This is a genomic window from Vibrio sp. bablab_jr001 (assembly GCF_016464285.1).
Taxonomy (GTDB): domain Bacteria; phylum Pseudomonadota; class Gammaproteobacteria; order Enterobacterales; family Vibrionaceae; genus Vibrio; species Vibrio fluvialis.
Genome location: NZ_JACDWZ010000046.1, coordinates 1 through 16685, shown reverse-complemented (window position 1 = coordinate 16685; position 16685 = coordinate 1). Strand labels below are relative to the sequence as shown.

The window sequence follows — 16685 nt, the reverse complement described above, 5'->3', positions numbered from 1 at the left end:
TAAAAAGCGCCGCGTCTCGATCAAAGCGAGCGATTTAACGCAGAACGAAGCGTCCGAGCAACTTGAGCCACAGCTTGCGATGGTTAAGTAACCAGCGGCTACGTGGCAGTTTGCTGAAGGAATGCAGCACGGTTTTGGCATGTGAAAACGTCTGGAATCCTTCAAGGCCGTGATAATGTCCCATCCCCGATTCCCCCAAACCGCCAAACGGCGCATCATCGGCCGCGACGTGCAACAGGGTGTCATTAATCGCCACACCACCACTGTGGGTGCGTTTAAGCACGTAATCGATGATGTCCTGATCGTCACTCATCACATACAGCGCCAGCGGTCGCGCCTGCGCATTGACGCGTTCGATGGCTTCTTCAATGGTGCGGTAACCGACTAACGGCAAAATAGGACCGAAGATCTCTTCTTGCATCACTCGCATCTGATCCGTCACTTTGCTCACCAGTTGTGGCGCTATCTGACGCTCAGCCAAGTCAAGTGTACCAGTCAGTGTGCTTACCTCAGCGCCTTGCTGACGTGCATCATCCAGCAGCGCCTGCAGCCGTTGATGCTGCGCCTGATTGATGATGTGTGTGCAATCGAGTTTGCCCTGCTTGTTGACAAAACGTTTGGCAAAGCGGCGTAAATAGAGTTCGGTAAAAGGGGCCACCTGCGCTTCTGGCAGCATCACATAATCGGGCGCAACACAGATCTGGCCGCTGTTGGTGGCCTTGCCCAACATGATGTTGTCTACCGCACGCAGAAGATCGGCATCGGGCGCGATGATGACCGGAGATTTGCCCCCTAACTCCAGCGTAACTGGCGTGAGATTGTGCGCAGCGGCAATGGCCACTTTGCGCCCAACCGCCGTGGAACCAGTAAACAGCAGATGCTGGAATGGCAATGCACTGAAAGCCGCGGCAATCTCCTCCTCTCCTTCCACGCATTGGGCGATATCGCCCAGTGACGCCACAATACGTCGCAGCACCTGATTGGCCTGCGGCGTGTGTTCACTGAGCTTTATCATGACCTGGTTGCCGGCTGCGACCGCGGTCACCAGCGGTGCCAGGCTCAGCACCACCGGAAAATTCCACGGCACAATAATGCCGACCACTCCCAGCGGCTGATAGCGCACACAAACGCGCGAGGGCGCCAGAATCAGCCCCGCTTTACGTCGCTGCGGTTTCATCCAGCGTTTGAGAGATTTGAGGGTGTAATCGAGATGACTGACTGCTGGCACGATGTCGCACAGCAAACTGTCAAAACGGCTGCGATAACCAAAGTCACGGCTCAGGGCCTCCACTAAAGCATTCTGCTCGGTGAGCAGTGCCTGCTTGAGCGCCACCAGACGCTGCTGGCGTTTTTCCAATGAAGGGTACGGGTCGTTGGCAAACTGAATGGCTAAACGACCAAACTGAGTGGATAACAGGGCCTCCTCACTAAGAGGTTCGGTGACCACATCGGCTAACTGCGCCATAGTCTCTCCAAAGTTACAGGTTGTGAAGCAGCTCCGGGTTGATGCCAAAGCTGGTCTTATGTTCTTCAATCACAAACTCGCTGCGAGTCTGGATCACGCCCGGTAGGGTACCCAATTTCCCTGACATAAACGCCTGATAGGCCTTCATGTCTTTAACACGTACTTTAATCATGGTGTCGAAATCCCCGGACAGCGAATAACACTCTTCGATTTCCGGCACATCGCGCACCGCTTCAGCAAAGCGTTCAAAAATTGAAAAGCTGGTCTGGTCAAGACGGATATGAATGAATACCTGAACGTCCAATCCGAGTTTTTCCGCGTTCAACTCCGCATGATAGCCTTTGATGTAGCCCTCTTTTTCCAGCCGTTTCACCCGATCTGAACAAGGGGATGTGGTGAGATTGACCATCTTGGCCAGTTCCACCACTGGCAAACGTCCTTTGTCGTGCAGAATGCGCAGAATTTGTTGGTCTACCCGGTCTAAATGCATAATGTTCGAATTCCCTGTGAGACATCATTTGCGACATACAATACTGACTAATCCGCTCAGGAAGAAACGTTTCAATACGGGTTGTGATTGCGTTCACAGTGAAAAAATAAAGGGCATCGTCAGATGCCCTTAGTTGTTTACGGTAAATCAAAGTCTGAAGCGGGAAATTTCCTGATCCAACTCCTGCGCCAGATTGTGCAGCTCTTTGGCCTGCTGCACCGCATCCTGAGCGTCGCTCGCTAGCGCGTCACTCACTTCGCGCACCGACTCCGTGTTGCCGTTAATGTCTGCTGTTACCAAGGATTGCTCCTCTGCCGCCGAAGCAATTTGTGTCGCCATGTCGCTGATCAGTTGAATCGCTTCGCTGATCGCCTGCAGGCTTTCCCCCGTTTGATTGACATCGCTTACACTGGTTTCCACCAGCTTATGGCTTTCCGTCATCACCGACACCGCATTTGAAGTCACTTTCTGCAAACCGGCGATCTTGGTCTGAATTTCTTCTGTTGAGGCATGAGTACGCTGCGACAGCACGCGAACTTCATCCGCCACCACCGCAAAACCGCGCCCCTGCTCGCCTGCCCGCGCAGCTTCAATCGCAGCGTTGAGCGCCAATAGGTTGGTTTGCTCAGCAATCGCACGGATGGTGGACAAAATCGTTGAGATTTCGTTGGCATGCTCTTCCAGCTCGCCAATGATGTTGACCGCGCCCGTCAGCTCTTGAGCCAACTGGTCAATCGAGTGCTTACTCTGCTGCATTTGCTGGTAACCCTGCGCGCCGAGCTCAACCGATTGGTTGGCATTTTTCGCCGTGTTGTCAGCATTGCCGGCAATTTCCGCCGTCGCAGAAGCCATTTCAGTCACCGCTGTCGCCACCATGGTGATCTCATCTTGCTGGGTACGGATGCGCTCGCTGCGCTGACCTGCTGCGCGCGCGGCATGGTTCGCCCCTTCGTTCAGAGCAACCGATACATCACGCACGTTTTTCACCATCACGTGCAGGCGATCGACGAACTTATTGAACTTATCCGCCAACATGCCCACTTCATCGTCACTTTTTACGGTCAGACGGCGGGTCAGATCGCCATCACCTTCAGCGATATCTCCCAGTGCCGCAGCGATGTTGCTCAGCTCATTCAGTTGACGTGCCACAAACCACGAGGTGGCTAAGGCCATGATCAACAGAATCACCAGACCAATCAGGGTTTGTGTCATCAGCATCTGATTTAACGGCTGTTCCAGCACGGCTTTGTCCATCACCATCACCAGCATCCAGTCGGTATTGTCGATGCTTTGCGCCATCAGCAGCTTGTCCTTGCCGTCAATCGACATCGGCAGCAGATGGTGATCATTCGCCGCCCCCTGCAGCGCGGCTATGCTCAAGCCAGAGGCGATATCCTGAGTCGGTTTGAGGATCAGGTCTTTGTTCGGGTGAGCAACAATTTTGCCTTTCTGATTGACCAGAATGGCGTAACCTTTGCCCGGCACTTCAATCGCCAAGACATCCTCAATCAACTTATTCAGTGCCAGGTTGGACGCCGCTACGCCGATAAACTGGCCATTGACGCGTACAGGCTCTGTCAGCGTCACCACCAGCGTCTGCATGGTCACACTCACATACGGTTCCGTTGTGGTCGGCTTGCCTGCGGCTTTGGCTTCTTTGTACCAGCCGCGCTCGCGTGGGTCGTAACCCGCTTTGTTAAGGGAAGGATCCTGACGGAACATCTCTCCTTGCTCGTTACCGTAGTAACTCAGGCCAAATGAACCGGATTCGAGGGTTTGGCGCAGATGTGGCACCAAATCAAGATTTGGATTGCGTTCAATTTCTTCGCGCAACCCTTTCAGAGCATGCTGTTTGGTGGCAAACCAGTCACCGATCCCCTTGGCATGCGCCTGCAGTGTATTGCGGCTTTCACTTTCGATGGCACGCCAACTGTCTTGCTGGAAGGTTTTATAACCCGCGACCACCAATGCGATTGCGGTCAGCGCGATCGCAATCACCACAGAGAAAACCATTTTTCTCTTTAAACTTAACTGCATGAATGGGACTCCTTCGTCGTATCCACAGGTGAATTCCCTACAGATTAGCTGAACGAAGAGAGATTACCTTGCGAAAGTTCCCATTACGGGACAAGAAGTCGGCTGTTGCATCAAATCGGTGATCTGCTGCCCATTGTGTTGAAGAGACAAATAAAAAACTCCCGTGACAACCACGGGAGTCATCAAACTGACACGAACTTAAATCACTCTGGCTCGAGAGAAATCAGCCGCTGATAAATCGGATTGTTGATTACAAACGCGGCAGAAACCCTGTTTCTCCATTTTGTAATAATGCTCGCCGTGCATCAGTGCAGCCATGAATTGCTGAAAACCCTGCCAACCCGTCGTCGGTTCCGTCTGACAACGCCTCATTACAACTTTGTGCGGTGTGGTTTTTCGACAACAGTTGCAATACGCTTCTGGCATGGTGGGTCCTCCTGTTTGAGCCTTTCTATTGACAATTGACGCATTTTGAATCGGTTGGTTCCATTGTCCCAAACTTTAGTTTTAAGTTTGTGACTGGGATTCAAAAAATAACACCCACTTTCGAGTGAGTTTCTGCTATTGCATTGCCATGACACAAGCACGAAAAAGCCCCACATTGGTGGGGCTTTGTTCAGTTATGCAAACTGTTTGTCAGTTAGTCCAGCTCAACAAGATGCTTCTTGAATGTTAGATGCTGTTTCTTCACTGCTTCTTCAGGTTCACCCGTCAGCAGGCTAACCGCAACAATCGCGATGGTCGAGAAGATGATTCCCGGTACGATTTCGTACACGTCATACCAACCACCTGATAGCTGTTTCCACACGACGATAGTGATACCGCCGATCACGATACCCGCCAACGCGCCATTACGGTTCATGCGCGACCAGTACAGGCTCAGTACCAGTGCCGGACCAAAGGCCGCACCAAAACCTGCCCATGCGTAAGACACCAGACCCAGAACCGAGCTGTCTGGCGTCATTGCCAGGATCAGCGCGATGATAGAGATGATGATGACCGCCGCACGGCCAACACGCACGATCTCTTCTGACGTTGCATCTTTCTTATACACTTGCTTGTAGAAGTCTTCGGCCAGTGCAGAAGAAGAAACCAGCAGCTGAGAGTCCGCCGTACTCATGATTGCCGCCAGAATCGCTGCCAGCAGAATACCGGCCATCACTGGGTGGAAAATCGCGTTCACCAGCAGCATGAAGATTTTCTCGCCGTCGTCCAGCTGAATAGAACCGTCGTTGGTCACGTAAATCAGACCAACCAGACCCACCAGCATCGCGCCCGCCATTGACAGACCCGTCCAGATAACCGCAATGCGGCGTGCTGTGGTCAGATCTTTGTTCGAACGTGTCGCTTTGAAACGCGCCAGAATGTGTGGCTGACCAAAGTAACCCAGACCCCACGCAACCAGCGAGACGATCGCCACCGCAGACAGCGGCTGGCCTTTCACGTCATTCCACATGGTCAGCAGTTGTGGGTTAATTGCCAAAAGATCGTTGTCCAGCTTAGTGAAACCACCATTCATGGCTGCGATAGGTACGATCATCAGTGCCGCTGCCATCAGCAGACCTTGCACCAAGTCGGTCCAAGATACCGCCAGGAAGCCGCCGAACAGTGTGTAAGAAACCACACACACCGTACCCACGATAACCGCTGTGCTGTAATCCAGACCGAAGACTGTTTCAAACAGTTTACCGCCTGCCACCAGACCCGAGCTGGTGTAGAAAAGGAAAAACAGAAGAATGAAAAACGCTGAAATCGTTTGAATCAGTTTTGAATTGTCGTTGAAACGACGAGACAGGAATTCAGGCAGCGTCAGTGCGTCAGTGGTAATGCTGTAGGTGCGCAGACGCTTAGCTGTGATCAGCCAGTTTGCCCAAGTACCCACCAGCAGGCCACCCGCCAGCCAGAACGCTTCAATACCGGCCGCGTATGCGTAACCCGGCAGACCAAGCAGCAGCCAGCCACTCATGTCAGATGCACCCGCAGAAAGCGCTGCAGGCCATGGGCCTAAAGAACGGCCGCCCAAAAAGTAATCAGCTGAGTTTTTCGTTCGCTGATATGCATAGACCCCAATCGCCAACATCAAAATGAGGTAGACGATAAATGTGGTCGTAATAGCAAAGCTATTTTCCATTGATGTGTCCTCTTATATACGATCGCCTTCCATGTCCCCCCACAAGGTGCGGGGGGAGAACTACAGAAAGGATTAGTGGGCCTCGTTCCCAAGCTCAAGCAAGGTCGCGTTACCACCCACTGCTGTTATATTTATTGTGCGCGTACGTTCGGTAATAAAACGCAGCGATAAGTGTGGATCATTCGCCACCGGGAGTGCGGCAAAATCCGTTTCAGACACCAGGCTAACAATTGCGCCTGAGCGTTTGGCTAGTTGACGGTTGATTGTGCGTTCAACCGACGTATTACCGACATAACCCATGCAGCGAATATCCGATTCCATCAATTGATGATAGGCGTCGAACGTTGCAAACTGCAGCAGGTTAGCCGGGAGCGTTGACTGCTCGTAAGCAGCCGACAGAGCGGACGTCAGCTCAGCATCGTCACTACAGAATACGACGCTGTTGCCTGCGACCAGCGCAGCACACAATTGAGCTGCGACCGCCAGTTTTGCTTCATTACTGCTGTCATCCTGAACGATGAGGGCAACACCGCGCCCTGCAGTATAAAGCTCGTTGGTTTCTCCAGTGGGTCCAACTAATTGGTGCGGTTGCGCCAATAAAGCTGAAGCCTGTTGAAGTTGGTAAGAAATCACTTTTGCCAATGCTGGCATAGCGCTTTCTAAATTGTGTTTCAATGACAGCAGTGACTCACATTTTGAGTCAAAGCCAGTCAGATTCCAGTTTTCCCAAGCCGAAAAAGCGTCAGAAAAACGAGTTACTTGATGCACCATAGTTAGTCTCCTTCGCTGAACGGATTAGCTGTACTGAACTTGAGTGAAGCGGTACAGGTAGTGTGGACCACCTGCTTTTGGTCCGGTGCCGGACAGGCCCTGACCACCAAACGGCTGCACACCGACGACCGCACCAACTTGGTCACGGTTGATGTAGCAGTTACCCACACGCGCGTGTTTTTCAATCCAGCGATAGGTCGTTTCGTTACGGCTGTGGATCCCCATGGTCAGACCAAAACCGGTATCGTTGATTTGCTGAACCACCTGCGCCAATTCACTCGCTTTGAAGCGAACGATGTGCAGGATTGGACCAAACTGCTCTTCAGTCAGGCAGTCGATGCCCGAGATTTCAAACGCAGTCGGCGCAACGAAATCACCGTGTTCACACACCTCGCCCAGTTCCAGCTGTGCCACTTTCTTCTGCGTTTTGGTCATGCGTTCGATGTGCTCAAGCAGACCTTGCTTAGCTTTTGCATCGATCACCGGACCCACATCCGTGTTGTGCAGATAAGGAGTACCGACCGAAAGCTCCTGCATCGCGCCCTGAATCAGGGTAATGATGCGATCGGCAACGTCTTGCTGAACAAACAGCACACGCAGTGCTGAACAACGCTGACCCGCCGACGCAAAGGCAGAGCGCAGAACGTCACGCACCACTTGCTCAGGCAGGGCTGTACTGTCAACGATCATCGCATTCTGACCACCAGTCTCCGCGATAAACGGTACGGGATCAGCATCGCGCTCAGCCAACGTTTGGTTGATGCGCTGCGCTGTCGCAGTAGAACCCGTAAACGCCACACCAGCAATGGCCGCGTGTGACGTCAACGCCGTACCGATTTGCGAACCGCGACCAGGCAGTAGCTGAATCACGCCGCCAGGGAAACCCGCTTCCAGCATCAGTTCGATAGCGCGCGCTGCGATCAGGCTGGTTTGTTCTGCAGGTTTGGCCACGACGGTGTTACCCGCAACCAGTGCGGCACTGATTTGGCCCAGGAAAATCGCCAGCGGGAAGTTCCACGGGCTGATACATACGAATACACCGCGGCCCTGACGAGCAACCTGACGGCTCTGACCATCAAAGCCCTCTACCGAGAACTCGCCCAGTGTGTCTACGCGTTTGGCGTAGTAACGACAGAAGTCGACCGCTTCGCGCACTTCATCAATGCTGTCGTGAATGGTCTTACCCGCTTCCTGATGACAAATTGCCACCAGTTCAGCCAGATTGGCTTCCAGCAGGTCCGCCAGTTTGTCCAGTTTCTCAGCACGCGCTTGTGCCGGAGCTTGGTTCCACTCAGCAAATGCAGCATGTGCGGTTTCGATCGCTGCGGAAACATGATCATGGCTAGCATGGAAAACCTGGCCCACTTCGATGCGACGATCATACGGCGCTTTAACCAGTTCTGGCTGGCCAGCTGCCTTGATCATGCTTTCGAACTGAATCTCGCCGTTAATGATCGGCGATGCTTGCCATTGCTTGCTCAGGAAGGCATTGACCTGCTCTTCGAATGGCTTCGCTTCACTCTCGATGTCGATGTTGACACCGTACGAGTTGCTGCGCTCAGCAAAAATGCGTGAAGGCAGAGGAATCTTGGTGTTGTTCAACGTATCGAACGCAAGCAACATGTCCACCGGATGTTGAGTCAACGTGCTGATTGGGCAGCGCGCATCCACCAGACGGTGTACGAATGAGCTGTTCGCGCCGTTTTCCAGCAGACGACGAACCAGATACGGCAGCAGATCTTTGTGGCTACCCACGGGTGCGTAAATACGCACAGATTGCTTGTATGCCGCCATGACGTGGTTGTAGAGCGCATCGCCCATACCGTGCAGGCGCTGGAATTCAAAGTCTTTGTGCTGCGCCATCACTGCGATTGCGGTTACGGTCTGCGCATTGTGGCTGGCAAATTGTGGGAACAGATTGCCGCGCACGCTTTCGCTCAGCAGGAAGCGGGCACACGCCAGGTAAGAAACATCGGTCGCTTCTTTGCGGGTGTAAACCGGATAACCGGTGTAACCACTCTGCTGTGACCATTTGATTTCGCTGTCCCAGTACGCGCCTTTTACCAGACGCACCGGAATCAAATCGCCCTGCTCTTTCGCCAGCGCAGTCAGCCAAACCAGGACTGGCAGGGCACGTTTTGAGTACGCCTGCACCACCAGACCAAATTTGCCCCAGCCTTTCACTTTCTCGCTGCGGTAAACTTTTTCAAACAGTTCCAGTGACAGTTCCAGACGATCCGCTTCTTCTGCGTCGATCGTGATCGCCACATCCAGCTCCATCGCACGATCCAGCAGTTGGATCAGCGTGCTGTACAGCTCAGTCATTACGCGGTCGCGGTTTGCCACTTCATAACGTGGGTGCAGCGCGGAAAGTTTGATCGATACTGATGGTGCCGGGCTGGTGTCCAGACCATATTTGTCGCGGCCAACCGCCTCAATCGCCATCAGGTAATCTTTGAAATATTTGTTCGCGTCTGCCGTGGTCAGCGCCGCTTCACCCAACATATCAAATGAGTAGGTGTAGCCTTTATCGCGCATCGGGCGACCGTTTTTCTGCGCTTCGGCAATGGTGCGGCCCAGAACGAACTGGTGACCCATGATCTTCATCGCCTGATGCATCGCTTTACGAATCACCGGCTCACTCAGCTTGTTCACCAAGCGGTTTACCGCTTGAATCGGGCTGGTGCCTTCTGCATCGGCCAGACCAATCACTTTACCGGTCAGCATCAAACCCCAGGTGGACGCGTTAACGAACACCGAATCTGAGCTCTTCAGGTGAGATTTCCAGTCTGCCACGCCCAAGCGGTCACGAATGAACGCGTCAGCGGTTTCAGTATCCGGAATACGCATCAGCGCTTCAGCCAGACACATCAGAAGAATGCCTTCCTGAGTATCCAAACTGTACTCAAGAAGCAGGGCGTCGATCATCTGAATCGACTTTTTGTCCTTACGAATTGCTTCGATAAGTTCAGTGGTTTTGACGGCCATCGACGATTTTTCTGCATCGCTTGGGGTCGCCAAAGGTAAAAGCTGCTCTAGCCATTGGGATTCGTCCACCATGTAAAGTGGCGAGATCTTTGACCACAGCTTGCTAAGCGGCTGCTCAACAAACTCTGCTTTCAACACATCTGTTGCTGTAAACATGCGTTTTCCTCAATCTCACACCCGAGATTCAATTGGGTCGGGTTTCCTACAATGGCTGGCAGTGTATTTTGAGCGCGTGAAGAATACTTGTCAAAAACTCCGAGCTTTTTGCCAAAAACTCGGTTTTTTAACAAAGCAAAAACAGAATCACATCAATTTAGATAAAATAAAATGCTGTTCATTTACCAATTTTCGCAAATAAATAACCCGAGAGTGCATAAACAGTCTCGGGTTATAGAATAATTCTCATTAAAATTCGCGATATTCAGCGTTTAGTTGCGGCACATTTTTTTGTACTGAGAAGGAGAGACCCCTTGCAGGCGAGAAAAGGTGTGGGTAAAGGTACTCTGGTTGGAGAATCCGCTCAGTTCGGCAATCTGGCCGAGCGTCAATCGGCCCTGTTCAATCATCAGTTTGGCCATATCAACACGCTTGCCCAGCACATACTGGTGCGGCGTGATGCCCATCTGCTCTTTAAACAGCATATGAAACTGGCTCTCGCCGAGAAACACGCTGCCCGCGAGCTGTGCGACGGAAATGCGGCTGCTGATGTGTTGTTCGATGTAGCGATCGATCGCCTCCAGATCAAATCGCGACTCACGGCGATGAGTTTCGAAGGCGGAAATATGACGCTGCAACAAAGCAAGCACTGTGTCACTGCAAGCCCGGCTGAGCAACATATCTTCCGGGCTGTTCTGCATTTCCTGCACCAACATCTGCACCAGTTTCTGGATCTGACCATCCAGCTGGAAATAAACATCGGCGTTGGAAAGATCGTTGATCTTCTGCAACATCAAAGGATCATCGTTGCTCGGCAGTGGCATGTTCAGTACCAGAATATCCGACTGACCAATGATGCCGCCAAATGCGTGATCGGATCCGGACGTCACCACGCAACCCTGCCCCGGGCCGACGATATTCCCCATCCCACTGACTTCAAATTCAGCCTGACCTTTTAAGCCGATAACAATCTGGGTATAGCTGTGATCGTGACAGTGCATGTGGGAAGGCAAGGTCACCAACTCTGCCGGACGAGGCGACAAAAGTTTGGCTCTTTGCTCTAAAATGGACGGCTTGTGAGAAGATAATGTACTCATACTGGTTTCACCTCACGATGACAGACCTGCATGGTATAACAATTTCGCCTCGAGCGAAATTACCCGCCACTCAAGATGCGCTATAGAAAACCATGTGCATAATTGTGCTGGCCCGGCATGAAATTCCGACCAAATTCACACTTCGGAACAATGATCAAGTGCACATAAATTACGGTCAATGTGTATTCAATTGAAAAACGTCAAACCAGATCAGAAATCGGTGCTTGCATATTTCGATAATCTGCTCAAAATGGAGCTTGAGAAATAGAAGACTCACAAAATCAGTGGCCTATTGTCCAGATTTTGTGATTTTATTGTAATAGAAATAGCTTTTGCATTATGTAAACCAGCGTATCCATCGCGCTGTCAAAAGTTTGTCTTTTCCCACTGACCTCAGTGGAACCACATCAATTTGTTGCAGGGACCTATGATCAGACATCGCCTCCCAGCGCTACTGCTTGCGCTAAGCCCTATTTGGGTATCTGCATCGGTGTACGCGGATGAAGTTACACAGGTTGATCCTGTTACCGCTATCGATGAGAAAATCAGTACAAAACAGAGCGAGATCGATTCCATCGCGTCTGAGTACGACGCCGAAGGCTCTAAGCTTCAACAGCTGAAAAACGAACAAAGTCGTTTACAGCGTGAAAGCGATGAGTTGGATGCGAAACGTAACCGAGCTAAGTCGGCACTGGACAAACAATATAGCCGCCTTCTTGAAGATCCAGATACAGACTTAGTGACTTTCCAGAAGAAATATCAGGAAAGCTGGAGCGCGGTGAAAGAGAATCAGTCTGAAGCACTGACGAACGATCAGGCCATTACCGAAAGCGAAATGCGTCTGTCACAAATCAAGCAGAAGCAAGCACGTCTGAAAACCGAATTTGCCAACTTGGAAGAAAGCAAAATCGAAGCGCGCGTAAAACGTCTGGATGCGGAACTGCGCGAAAGCGATGTGTTGGAAACCAGCTACAAAACAGCGTGTTCTACCACTATGACGCTGGGTGAATGTTCAAGTCAGGGTCAACATCTGACGAAACAGAAAGCAGTGAAAACGTTCCGCGCCAAACTGCTGGATAACCTGACTGAGTCCGTGATTGCCAAGCAGAATCTCAACGGTGTGGAACTGAACATTCACGTTCAGGAAAGCCAGATCATCCGCAGCGGCTTTGAAGGCAACAACGAATACTTTACGCAAATGCAGGCTCAGCTACAGGCAAAACCAGAGGCAGTGGCTGCATGTAAACTGCTGAACGTCTCAAGCCGCTACTGTCTGAAAGGCTCTTCTGATGAGCAAACGACCAAGAAAGACAAGCAGTGGGCGAATGTCACTGTACGTTCTGATCAGTACAACGATTCAGTCACCATCAACGGCATCAACTACGGCAGCACGCCAGTCGAAATCGTGCTACCAGCAGGCCGTCATCAGGTGACAGTTGCCAAAGACGGTTATGAAACTTACAACCGCGTGATTACCGTCAATGGTAATGACACGGTTTGGGTGAAGCTTCGCCCGAACAAAGACAGCTAATCATCCCATGCGGCTCTGATTTGGTGTCGAATTTCACAAAGCTGTCGTTTAAACGCCATTTTGTCACTAAGTTATTGAAAGATGACTTCTGACAAAATGGCGTTTTCGTTTAGAATGCTGACAGGTTTTTTCAAACATTTAACTGAAGTAGACAACCATGCGACAAGGTTTACCCGCTCTGTTATTCGCACTCTCGCCATGCTTACTGGCAGTGCCCGCGATAGCTGAAGACACGGCACCCGCCACTGTTATGGCTATCGATGATGCACTGTTTAGCAAGCAATCAGAGTTGCAGGACGCTAAAAAGGCTACCCAGACTCAGCAAACCGCTGTTGATAATCAGCAAGCTGAACTGGATCGCCTGAATAAACAAACGCAAAGCTTGGACGCGGCGCTGAAGACAGCCAAAGCGAACCTCGAGCGTGATTACCAGAAAATGATTGATGAGCCAGAGCTGGATATTACAGGCTCTCAGAATGCCTATCAGGCAGCCTGGTCAGACATCAAACAGAATCAGAAAGCACGTTTGGAAGCCGAGCAGAAACTACAGGAGCAGCAGGCAGCACTTGCTCAGACCCAAGCTGCGCAGCAGGTGATTGAGCAGAGTATTGCCAAGCTTGATCAAGACAAACTGCGCGCACGGGTTGAACGTCTGCGTTCTGAGCTCAATCGCACTGGTGAGCAAAAAGTCAGCTTCACCAACGCGTGTAGCGCCGATATGACGTTGGCGCAATGTGCCAAACAGACCACTGATCTGGCGTTGCAGAAAGCCGTGAAACAGTTCCAGGCCTGGCTGATTGATGAAACCAGCGAAGCGGCGGTAGTGAAACAGCATCTGGCTGACGTGTCGCTCAATATCCACGTACTCAAACACACCACGACAGATTCTGGCTTCTATGACGGCAGCAAGTTTAAAACCGTTATCGACACGCAACTGGATGCCCGCCCGGCAGAAAACACCCCCTGTAAGCTGCTGAATGTCGATTCACAATACTGTTTTGCGCCGGGTGAAAACGCTCAGACCAGCAAGCAAAAAGAAGTGGCGTGGGTGAACCTGGCCATTCGTTCGAATCAGTACAACGACAAAGTGTCGGTTGATGGTGTCAGCTACGGCAGCACTCCGGTCGAAATCATGCTGCCGGTTGGCAATCACATGATCACGGTGGAAAAAGAAGGCTACCGTTCATTCCATCAGGAACTGAGCATCAATTCCGATCACACCTTACGTGCGGTGCTGCGCGAGCAGGCCAACATTCTTAAGCAGGGCTTTAAGTTTGCTGACTCGCTGAAAGGAAACATCAAGGCGCCGGAAATGATCACGTTAGTTAGCGGAGAATACCTGCTGGGTGAAAACGCATCGCGTCAGGTTCGCCTTGATCATGCTTTCGCAGTCAGCGCGACACCGATTACTGTCGGTGAGTTTGAAACCTTCGTCAATCAGACTGGATACCAAACCGATGCTGAGCTGCAGAACGTTTGTATCGCAGTCAACAATTCCGAAGTAACGCCGATTCCAGACAGCTACTGGCGCAACCCAGGCTTTAAACAATCGGCGCAATCTCCGGCCGTGTGTATCAGTCAGAACGATGCCAACGCGTATGCGCATTGGCTATCAAAACAAACCGGCTTTACCTACCGTCTGCCTAGTGAAGATGAGTGGGAAGTGGCCGCCCGTTCCGGCAGCAAAACCAGTTACTGGTGGGGTGATAACTTCGGCAGCGGTCAGGCCAACACGGGCTGGGGTGGCACACCTTGGTCAAACAAGAGCACATCACCAGTCCGCTCATTTGAACCGAACCGCTTAGGTTTTTATGACGTGGTCGGCAACGTTTGGCAGTGGACCAATGATGCACGCGGTTTAGCAAAAGGTGGCGCCTGGAGTTTCTCTCCGGAAATGGCCAAAGCAGAAAGCGAATTGTTTATTTCGCCGTCTGCGGCCGCGAACTATGTCGGTTTCCGCATACTTCGCGAACTTTAACTGCAGGTTTTTCTCAAAAGGGGGGATTTCCCCCCTTTTGCGTTTCTGGCCGCTTCAATATAGTTAGCTCAAGCACTGGGTAACACCTAATGCCCGGTATCTTATTGATACCTCTGTGTTTTCAGCAGACCCTCGCTGAAATCATGGAACCTCTTCTACACGTCGACAAGATATGTTTCTTGTATTTATTGCCAGCCCGTCTTCAGGCTGGCTTTTTTTCGTCATTTTCCCCGAAAATCACTGCATTTCGTTGCTTACAACCGTATTGCTGCTTGATATCATAAGTCGCGTTGTACTTGAGGAAATATGTGTGTCTACTCATCTGACTGCCGAACAAATCTTACTGTTTAAACAATTGCCCGGTTATTGGGGCTGCAAAGACTTAAACTCGGTGTTTGTCTACGCGAATGATGCGTATGGTGAGCTGATCGGTGTCGATTCCGCCGAAGAGTGTGTCGGTCGCACCGATTTCGAAATGCCAAGCCCAACGGTCGCCTGTGCCGGGGATTTTCAGGAACAGGATCGCTATGTGATGGAAACCGGGCGCTCACTCAAGGTACTCGATATACACCCCTACCCCGATGGCCGCTGGCATGCCCACATTTTTACCAAAAGCCCATGGCGCGATGCCGAAGGCAGGATTCAGGGCACCATTTTCTACGGCCAGGATCTGACGGACACGGCGATTTTAGAAGTGGGACACTGGGTATGCCGGGCCACGGGCCTGACATCTCCCTTCAAAACATCCAACAGCCACAACACAACCCAACTACCGAAACTGACAACTCGTGAATCTGAGACGCTGTTTCTGATGCTGTATGGTAAAAAACCACAGCACATTGCGCGCGTGATGGGAATTTCAATCAAGACCGTCGAAGGTTATGAAGCGCGATTGCGCAATAAGTTTGGTGCTCACAGCAAAGAAAACTTGCTCGATCTAGCGCTGGATTTGGGTTTTGGTTCGGTGATTCCGAAAACGCTGCTCAAAACGCAGTTGTCGGTGGTGCTGAAAAACGAACACGCCGCATAAAGCGGCGTGTCTGGTGTCATCTTCGCAGATTAAGGTGCTAGGCGATCCACATCCCAGCCAGCATCCGCTTTGCTGTAAATAAAGCGGTCATGCAAACGGTGTTCACCGCCCTGCCAGAATTCAATGCTCGACGGTCTGATACGGAATCCACCCCAGAAGCTCGGTACCGGAATTTCACCTTTCGCGAATTTCTGTTTCAGTTCCAGATACTTACCTTCCAACACACCGCGAGCAGAAATACGGCTGCTCTGATGGCTGGCAATCGCCGCGATCTGGCTCTCTTTGGGACGAGAGGTGAAGTACTTCATGTTCTCCAGCGCACTCAGCTTTTCTGCCGTACCAGTGATGTGTACCTGACGCTCAAGCGGATGCCAAGGGAAATGCAGGCTCACTTTGCTGTTGTGCTGAATATGCTGCGCTTTGCGGCTGCCGAGATTGGTATAAAACACAAAGCCGTCTTTATCGACGTTTTTCAGCAACACGATTCGTTGAAATGGCTGGCCGGTTTCATCCACCGTGGCCACGGTCATTGCGGTCGGGTCTGTTAACTTGGCATCAATCGCCTGTTGCAGCCAAAGGTTGAACTGATCAATCGGGTCAGCAAGCAAATCCTTTCTGCGTAAACCACCTTGAATGTATTCACGGCGAATATCTGAAAGATCCATTTCTACTCCTCATTATTTTTTGCCGATTGTGCGCTTATACGCCTCAGAACTCAAGCCGCAAGCCGCCAAAAAGCGCACGCGCTCTATCTCTCATAACCGTTAATTTTCGGATACTTATTCGGCCAGCCATCACAGCGAGGAATAAGAAAACGTCTAAACTGTAATGACAAGTCTCGGCGACTTGCCACCTCGTTTTTCTCACACACGCAGGATCGCACCATGAGTCAACGCAGTTATCACCAGCTCTCGCCCGGCGAACTTGAATTTGTCGACGACCAGACCGCCGCGCTGCTGCTCAACACCCCGAGCAGTGCCCGCATTATGTTGTGGGTGATGGTGCTGTTTT

The 16685-nt window shown here is 51.5% G+C and carries 12 protein-coding genes; 3 read left to right on the top strand and 9 right to left on the bottom strand.

Going from position 1 to position 16685, the window contains the following annotated elements; all coding sequences use genetic code 11:
- Nucleotides 1–34: 34 nt before the first annotated feature.
- The 8 genes from JIG40_RS07305 to JIG40_RS07270 all read right to left on the bottom strand — a co-directional run bounded on the left by JIG40_RS07305 (nucleotide 35) and on the right by JIG40_RS07270 (nucleotide 11135).
- Nucleotides 35–1465 (bottom strand): coniferyl aldehyde dehydrogenase, encoded by a 1431-nt coding sequence (locus JIG40_RS07305; RefSeq protein WP_199465053.1) that lies wholly within the window; start codon nucleotides 1463–1465, stop codon nucleotides 35–37.
- Nucleotides 1466–1478: 13 nt separating this feature from the next.
- Nucleotides 1479–1955 (bottom strand): Lrp/AsnC family transcriptional regulator, encoded by a 477-nt coding sequence (locus tag JIG40_RS07300; protein ID WP_020328715.1) that lies wholly within the window; start codon nucleotides 1953–1955, stop codon nucleotides 1479–1481.
- A 147-nt stretch (nucleotides 1956–2102) separates the two neighbouring features.
- Nucleotides 2103–3992, bottom strand: coding sequence for a methyl-accepting chemotaxis protein (locus tag JIG40_RS07295; RefSeq protein ID WP_047462279.1), 1890 nt, complete (start codon nucleotides 3990–3992; stop codon nucleotides 2103–2105).
- A 198-nt stretch (nucleotides 3993–4190) separates the two neighbouring features.
- On the bottom strand, nucleotides 4191–4418 hold the full coding sequence (locus JIG40_RS07290) for a hypothetical protein (RefSeq protein WP_020328712.1): 228 nt from the start codon (nucleotides 4416–4418) through the stop codon (nucleotides 4191–4193).
- A 214-nt stretch (nucleotides 4419–4632) separates the two neighbouring features.
- Complete coding sequence (gene putP / locus JIG40_RS07285; RefSeq protein ID WP_020328711.1) at nucleotides 4633–6123, bottom strand: sodium/proline symporter PutP; 1491 nt, start codon at nucleotides 6121–6123, stop codon at nucleotides 4633–4635.
- 72 nt (nucleotides 6124–6195) lie between these two features.
- Nucleotides 6196–6894: a 1-pyrroline-5-carboxylate dehydrogenase gene (locus JIG40_RS07280; protein ID WP_199465052.1), complete on the bottom strand. Its 699-nt coding sequence runs from the start codon at nucleotides 6892–6894 to the stop codon at nucleotides 6196–6198.
- A gap of 24 nt (nucleotides 6895–6918) precedes the next feature.
- Nucleotides 6919–10038: a bifunctional proline dehydrogenase/L-glutamate gamma-semialdehyde dehydrogenase PutA gene (putA, locus tag JIG40_RS07275; protein WP_199465051.1), complete on the bottom strand. Its 3120-nt coding sequence runs from the start codon at nucleotides 10036–10038 to the stop codon at nucleotides 6919–6921.
- A 272-nt stretch (nucleotides 10039–10310) separates the two neighbouring features.
- Nucleotides 10311–11135 (bottom strand): AraC family transcriptional regulator, encoded by an 825-nt coding sequence (locus JIG40_RS07270; RefSeq protein WP_158145943.1) that lies wholly within the window; start codon nucleotides 11133–11135, stop codon nucleotides 10311–10313.
- 427 nt (nucleotides 11136–11562) lie between these two features.
- Between JIG40_RS07270 and JIG40_RS07265 the strand changes: the two genes are divergently transcribed.
- The 3 genes from JIG40_RS07265 to JIG40_RS07255 all read left to right on the top strand — a co-directional run bounded on the left by JIG40_RS07265 (nucleotide 11563) and on the right by JIG40_RS07255 (nucleotide 15674).
- Nucleotides 11563–12666: a PEGA domain-containing protein gene (locus JIG40_RS07265; protein ID WP_024373717.1), complete on the top strand. Its 1104-nt coding sequence runs from the start codon at nucleotides 11563–11565 to the stop codon at nucleotides 12664–12666.
- A gap of 157 nt (nucleotides 12667–12823) precedes the next feature.
- On the top strand, nucleotides 12824–14644 hold the full coding sequence (locus tag JIG40_RS07260) for an SUMF1/EgtB/PvdO family nonheme iron enzyme (protein WP_180954019.1): 1821 nt from the start codon (nucleotides 12824–12826) through the stop codon (nucleotides 14642–14644).
- A gap of 310 nt (nucleotides 14645–14954) precedes the next feature.
- The gene (locus JIG40_RS07255; protein WP_020328703.1) at nucleotides 14955–15674 is read left to right on the top strand and encodes a helix-turn-helix transcriptional regulator; all 720 of its coding nucleotides are present in this window, start codon (nucleotides 14955–14957) and stop codon (nucleotides 15672–15674) included.
- Nucleotides 15675–15703: 29 nt separating this feature from the next.
- Here the strand turns inward: JIG40_RS07255 and pdxH are convergent, their stop codons facing one another.
- The gene (pdxH, locus tag JIG40_RS07250) at nucleotides 15704–16339 is read right to left on the bottom strand and encodes a pyridoxamine 5'-phosphate oxidase (RefSeq protein ID WP_020328702.1); all 636 of its coding nucleotides are present in this window, start codon (nucleotides 16337–16339) and stop codon (nucleotides 15704–15706) included.
- Nucleotides 16340–16685 lie beyond the last annotated feature (346 nt).

Excerpts from the sequence above, each read along its gene's own strand:
- JIG40_RS07270 (WP_158145943.1), bottom strand. The coding sequence starts at position 11,135 with ATGAGTACATTATCTTCTCACAAGCCGTCCATTTTAGAGCAAAGAGCC.
- putP (WP_020328711.1), bottom strand. The coding sequence starts at position 6,123 with ATGGAAAATAGCTTTGCTATTACGACCACATTTATCGTCTACCTCATT.
- JIG40_RS07295 (WP_047462279.1), bottom strand. The coding sequence starts at position 3,992 with ATGCAGTTAAGTTTAAAGAGAAAAATGGTTTTCTCTGTGGTGATTGCG.
- JIG40_RS07290 (WP_020328712.1), bottom strand. The coding sequence starts at position 4,418 with ATGCCAGAAGCGTATTGCAACTGTTGTCGAAAAACCACACCGCACAAA.
- JIG40_RS07260 (WP_180954019.1), top strand. The coding sequence starts at position 12,824 with ATGCGACAAGGTTTACCCGCTCTGTTATTCGCACTCTCGCCATGCTTA.
- JIG40_RS07265 (WP_024373717.1), top strand. The coding sequence starts at position 11,563 with ATGATCAGACATCGCCTCCCAGCGCTACTGCTTGCGCTAAGCCCTATT.
- JIG40_RS07300 (WP_020328715.1), bottom strand. The coding sequence starts at position 1,955 with ATGCATTTAGACCGGGTAGACCAACAAATTCTGCGCATTCTGCACGAC.
- JIG40_RS07280 (WP_199465052.1), bottom strand. The coding sequence starts at position 6,894 with ATGGTGCATCAAGTAACTCGTTTTTCTGACGCTTTTTCGGCTTGGGAA.
- pdxH (WP_020328702.1), bottom strand. The coding sequence starts at position 16,339 with ATGGATCTTTCAGATATTCGCCGTGAATACATTCAAGGTGGTTTACGC.
- JIG40_RS07305 (WP_199465053.1), bottom strand. The coding sequence starts at position 1,465 with ATGGCGCAGTTAGCCGATGTGGTCACCGAACCTCTTAGTGAGGAGGCC.
- putA (WP_199465051.1), bottom strand. The coding sequence starts at position 10,038 with ATGTTTACAGCAACAGATGTGTTGAAAGCAGAGTTTGTTGAGCAGCCG.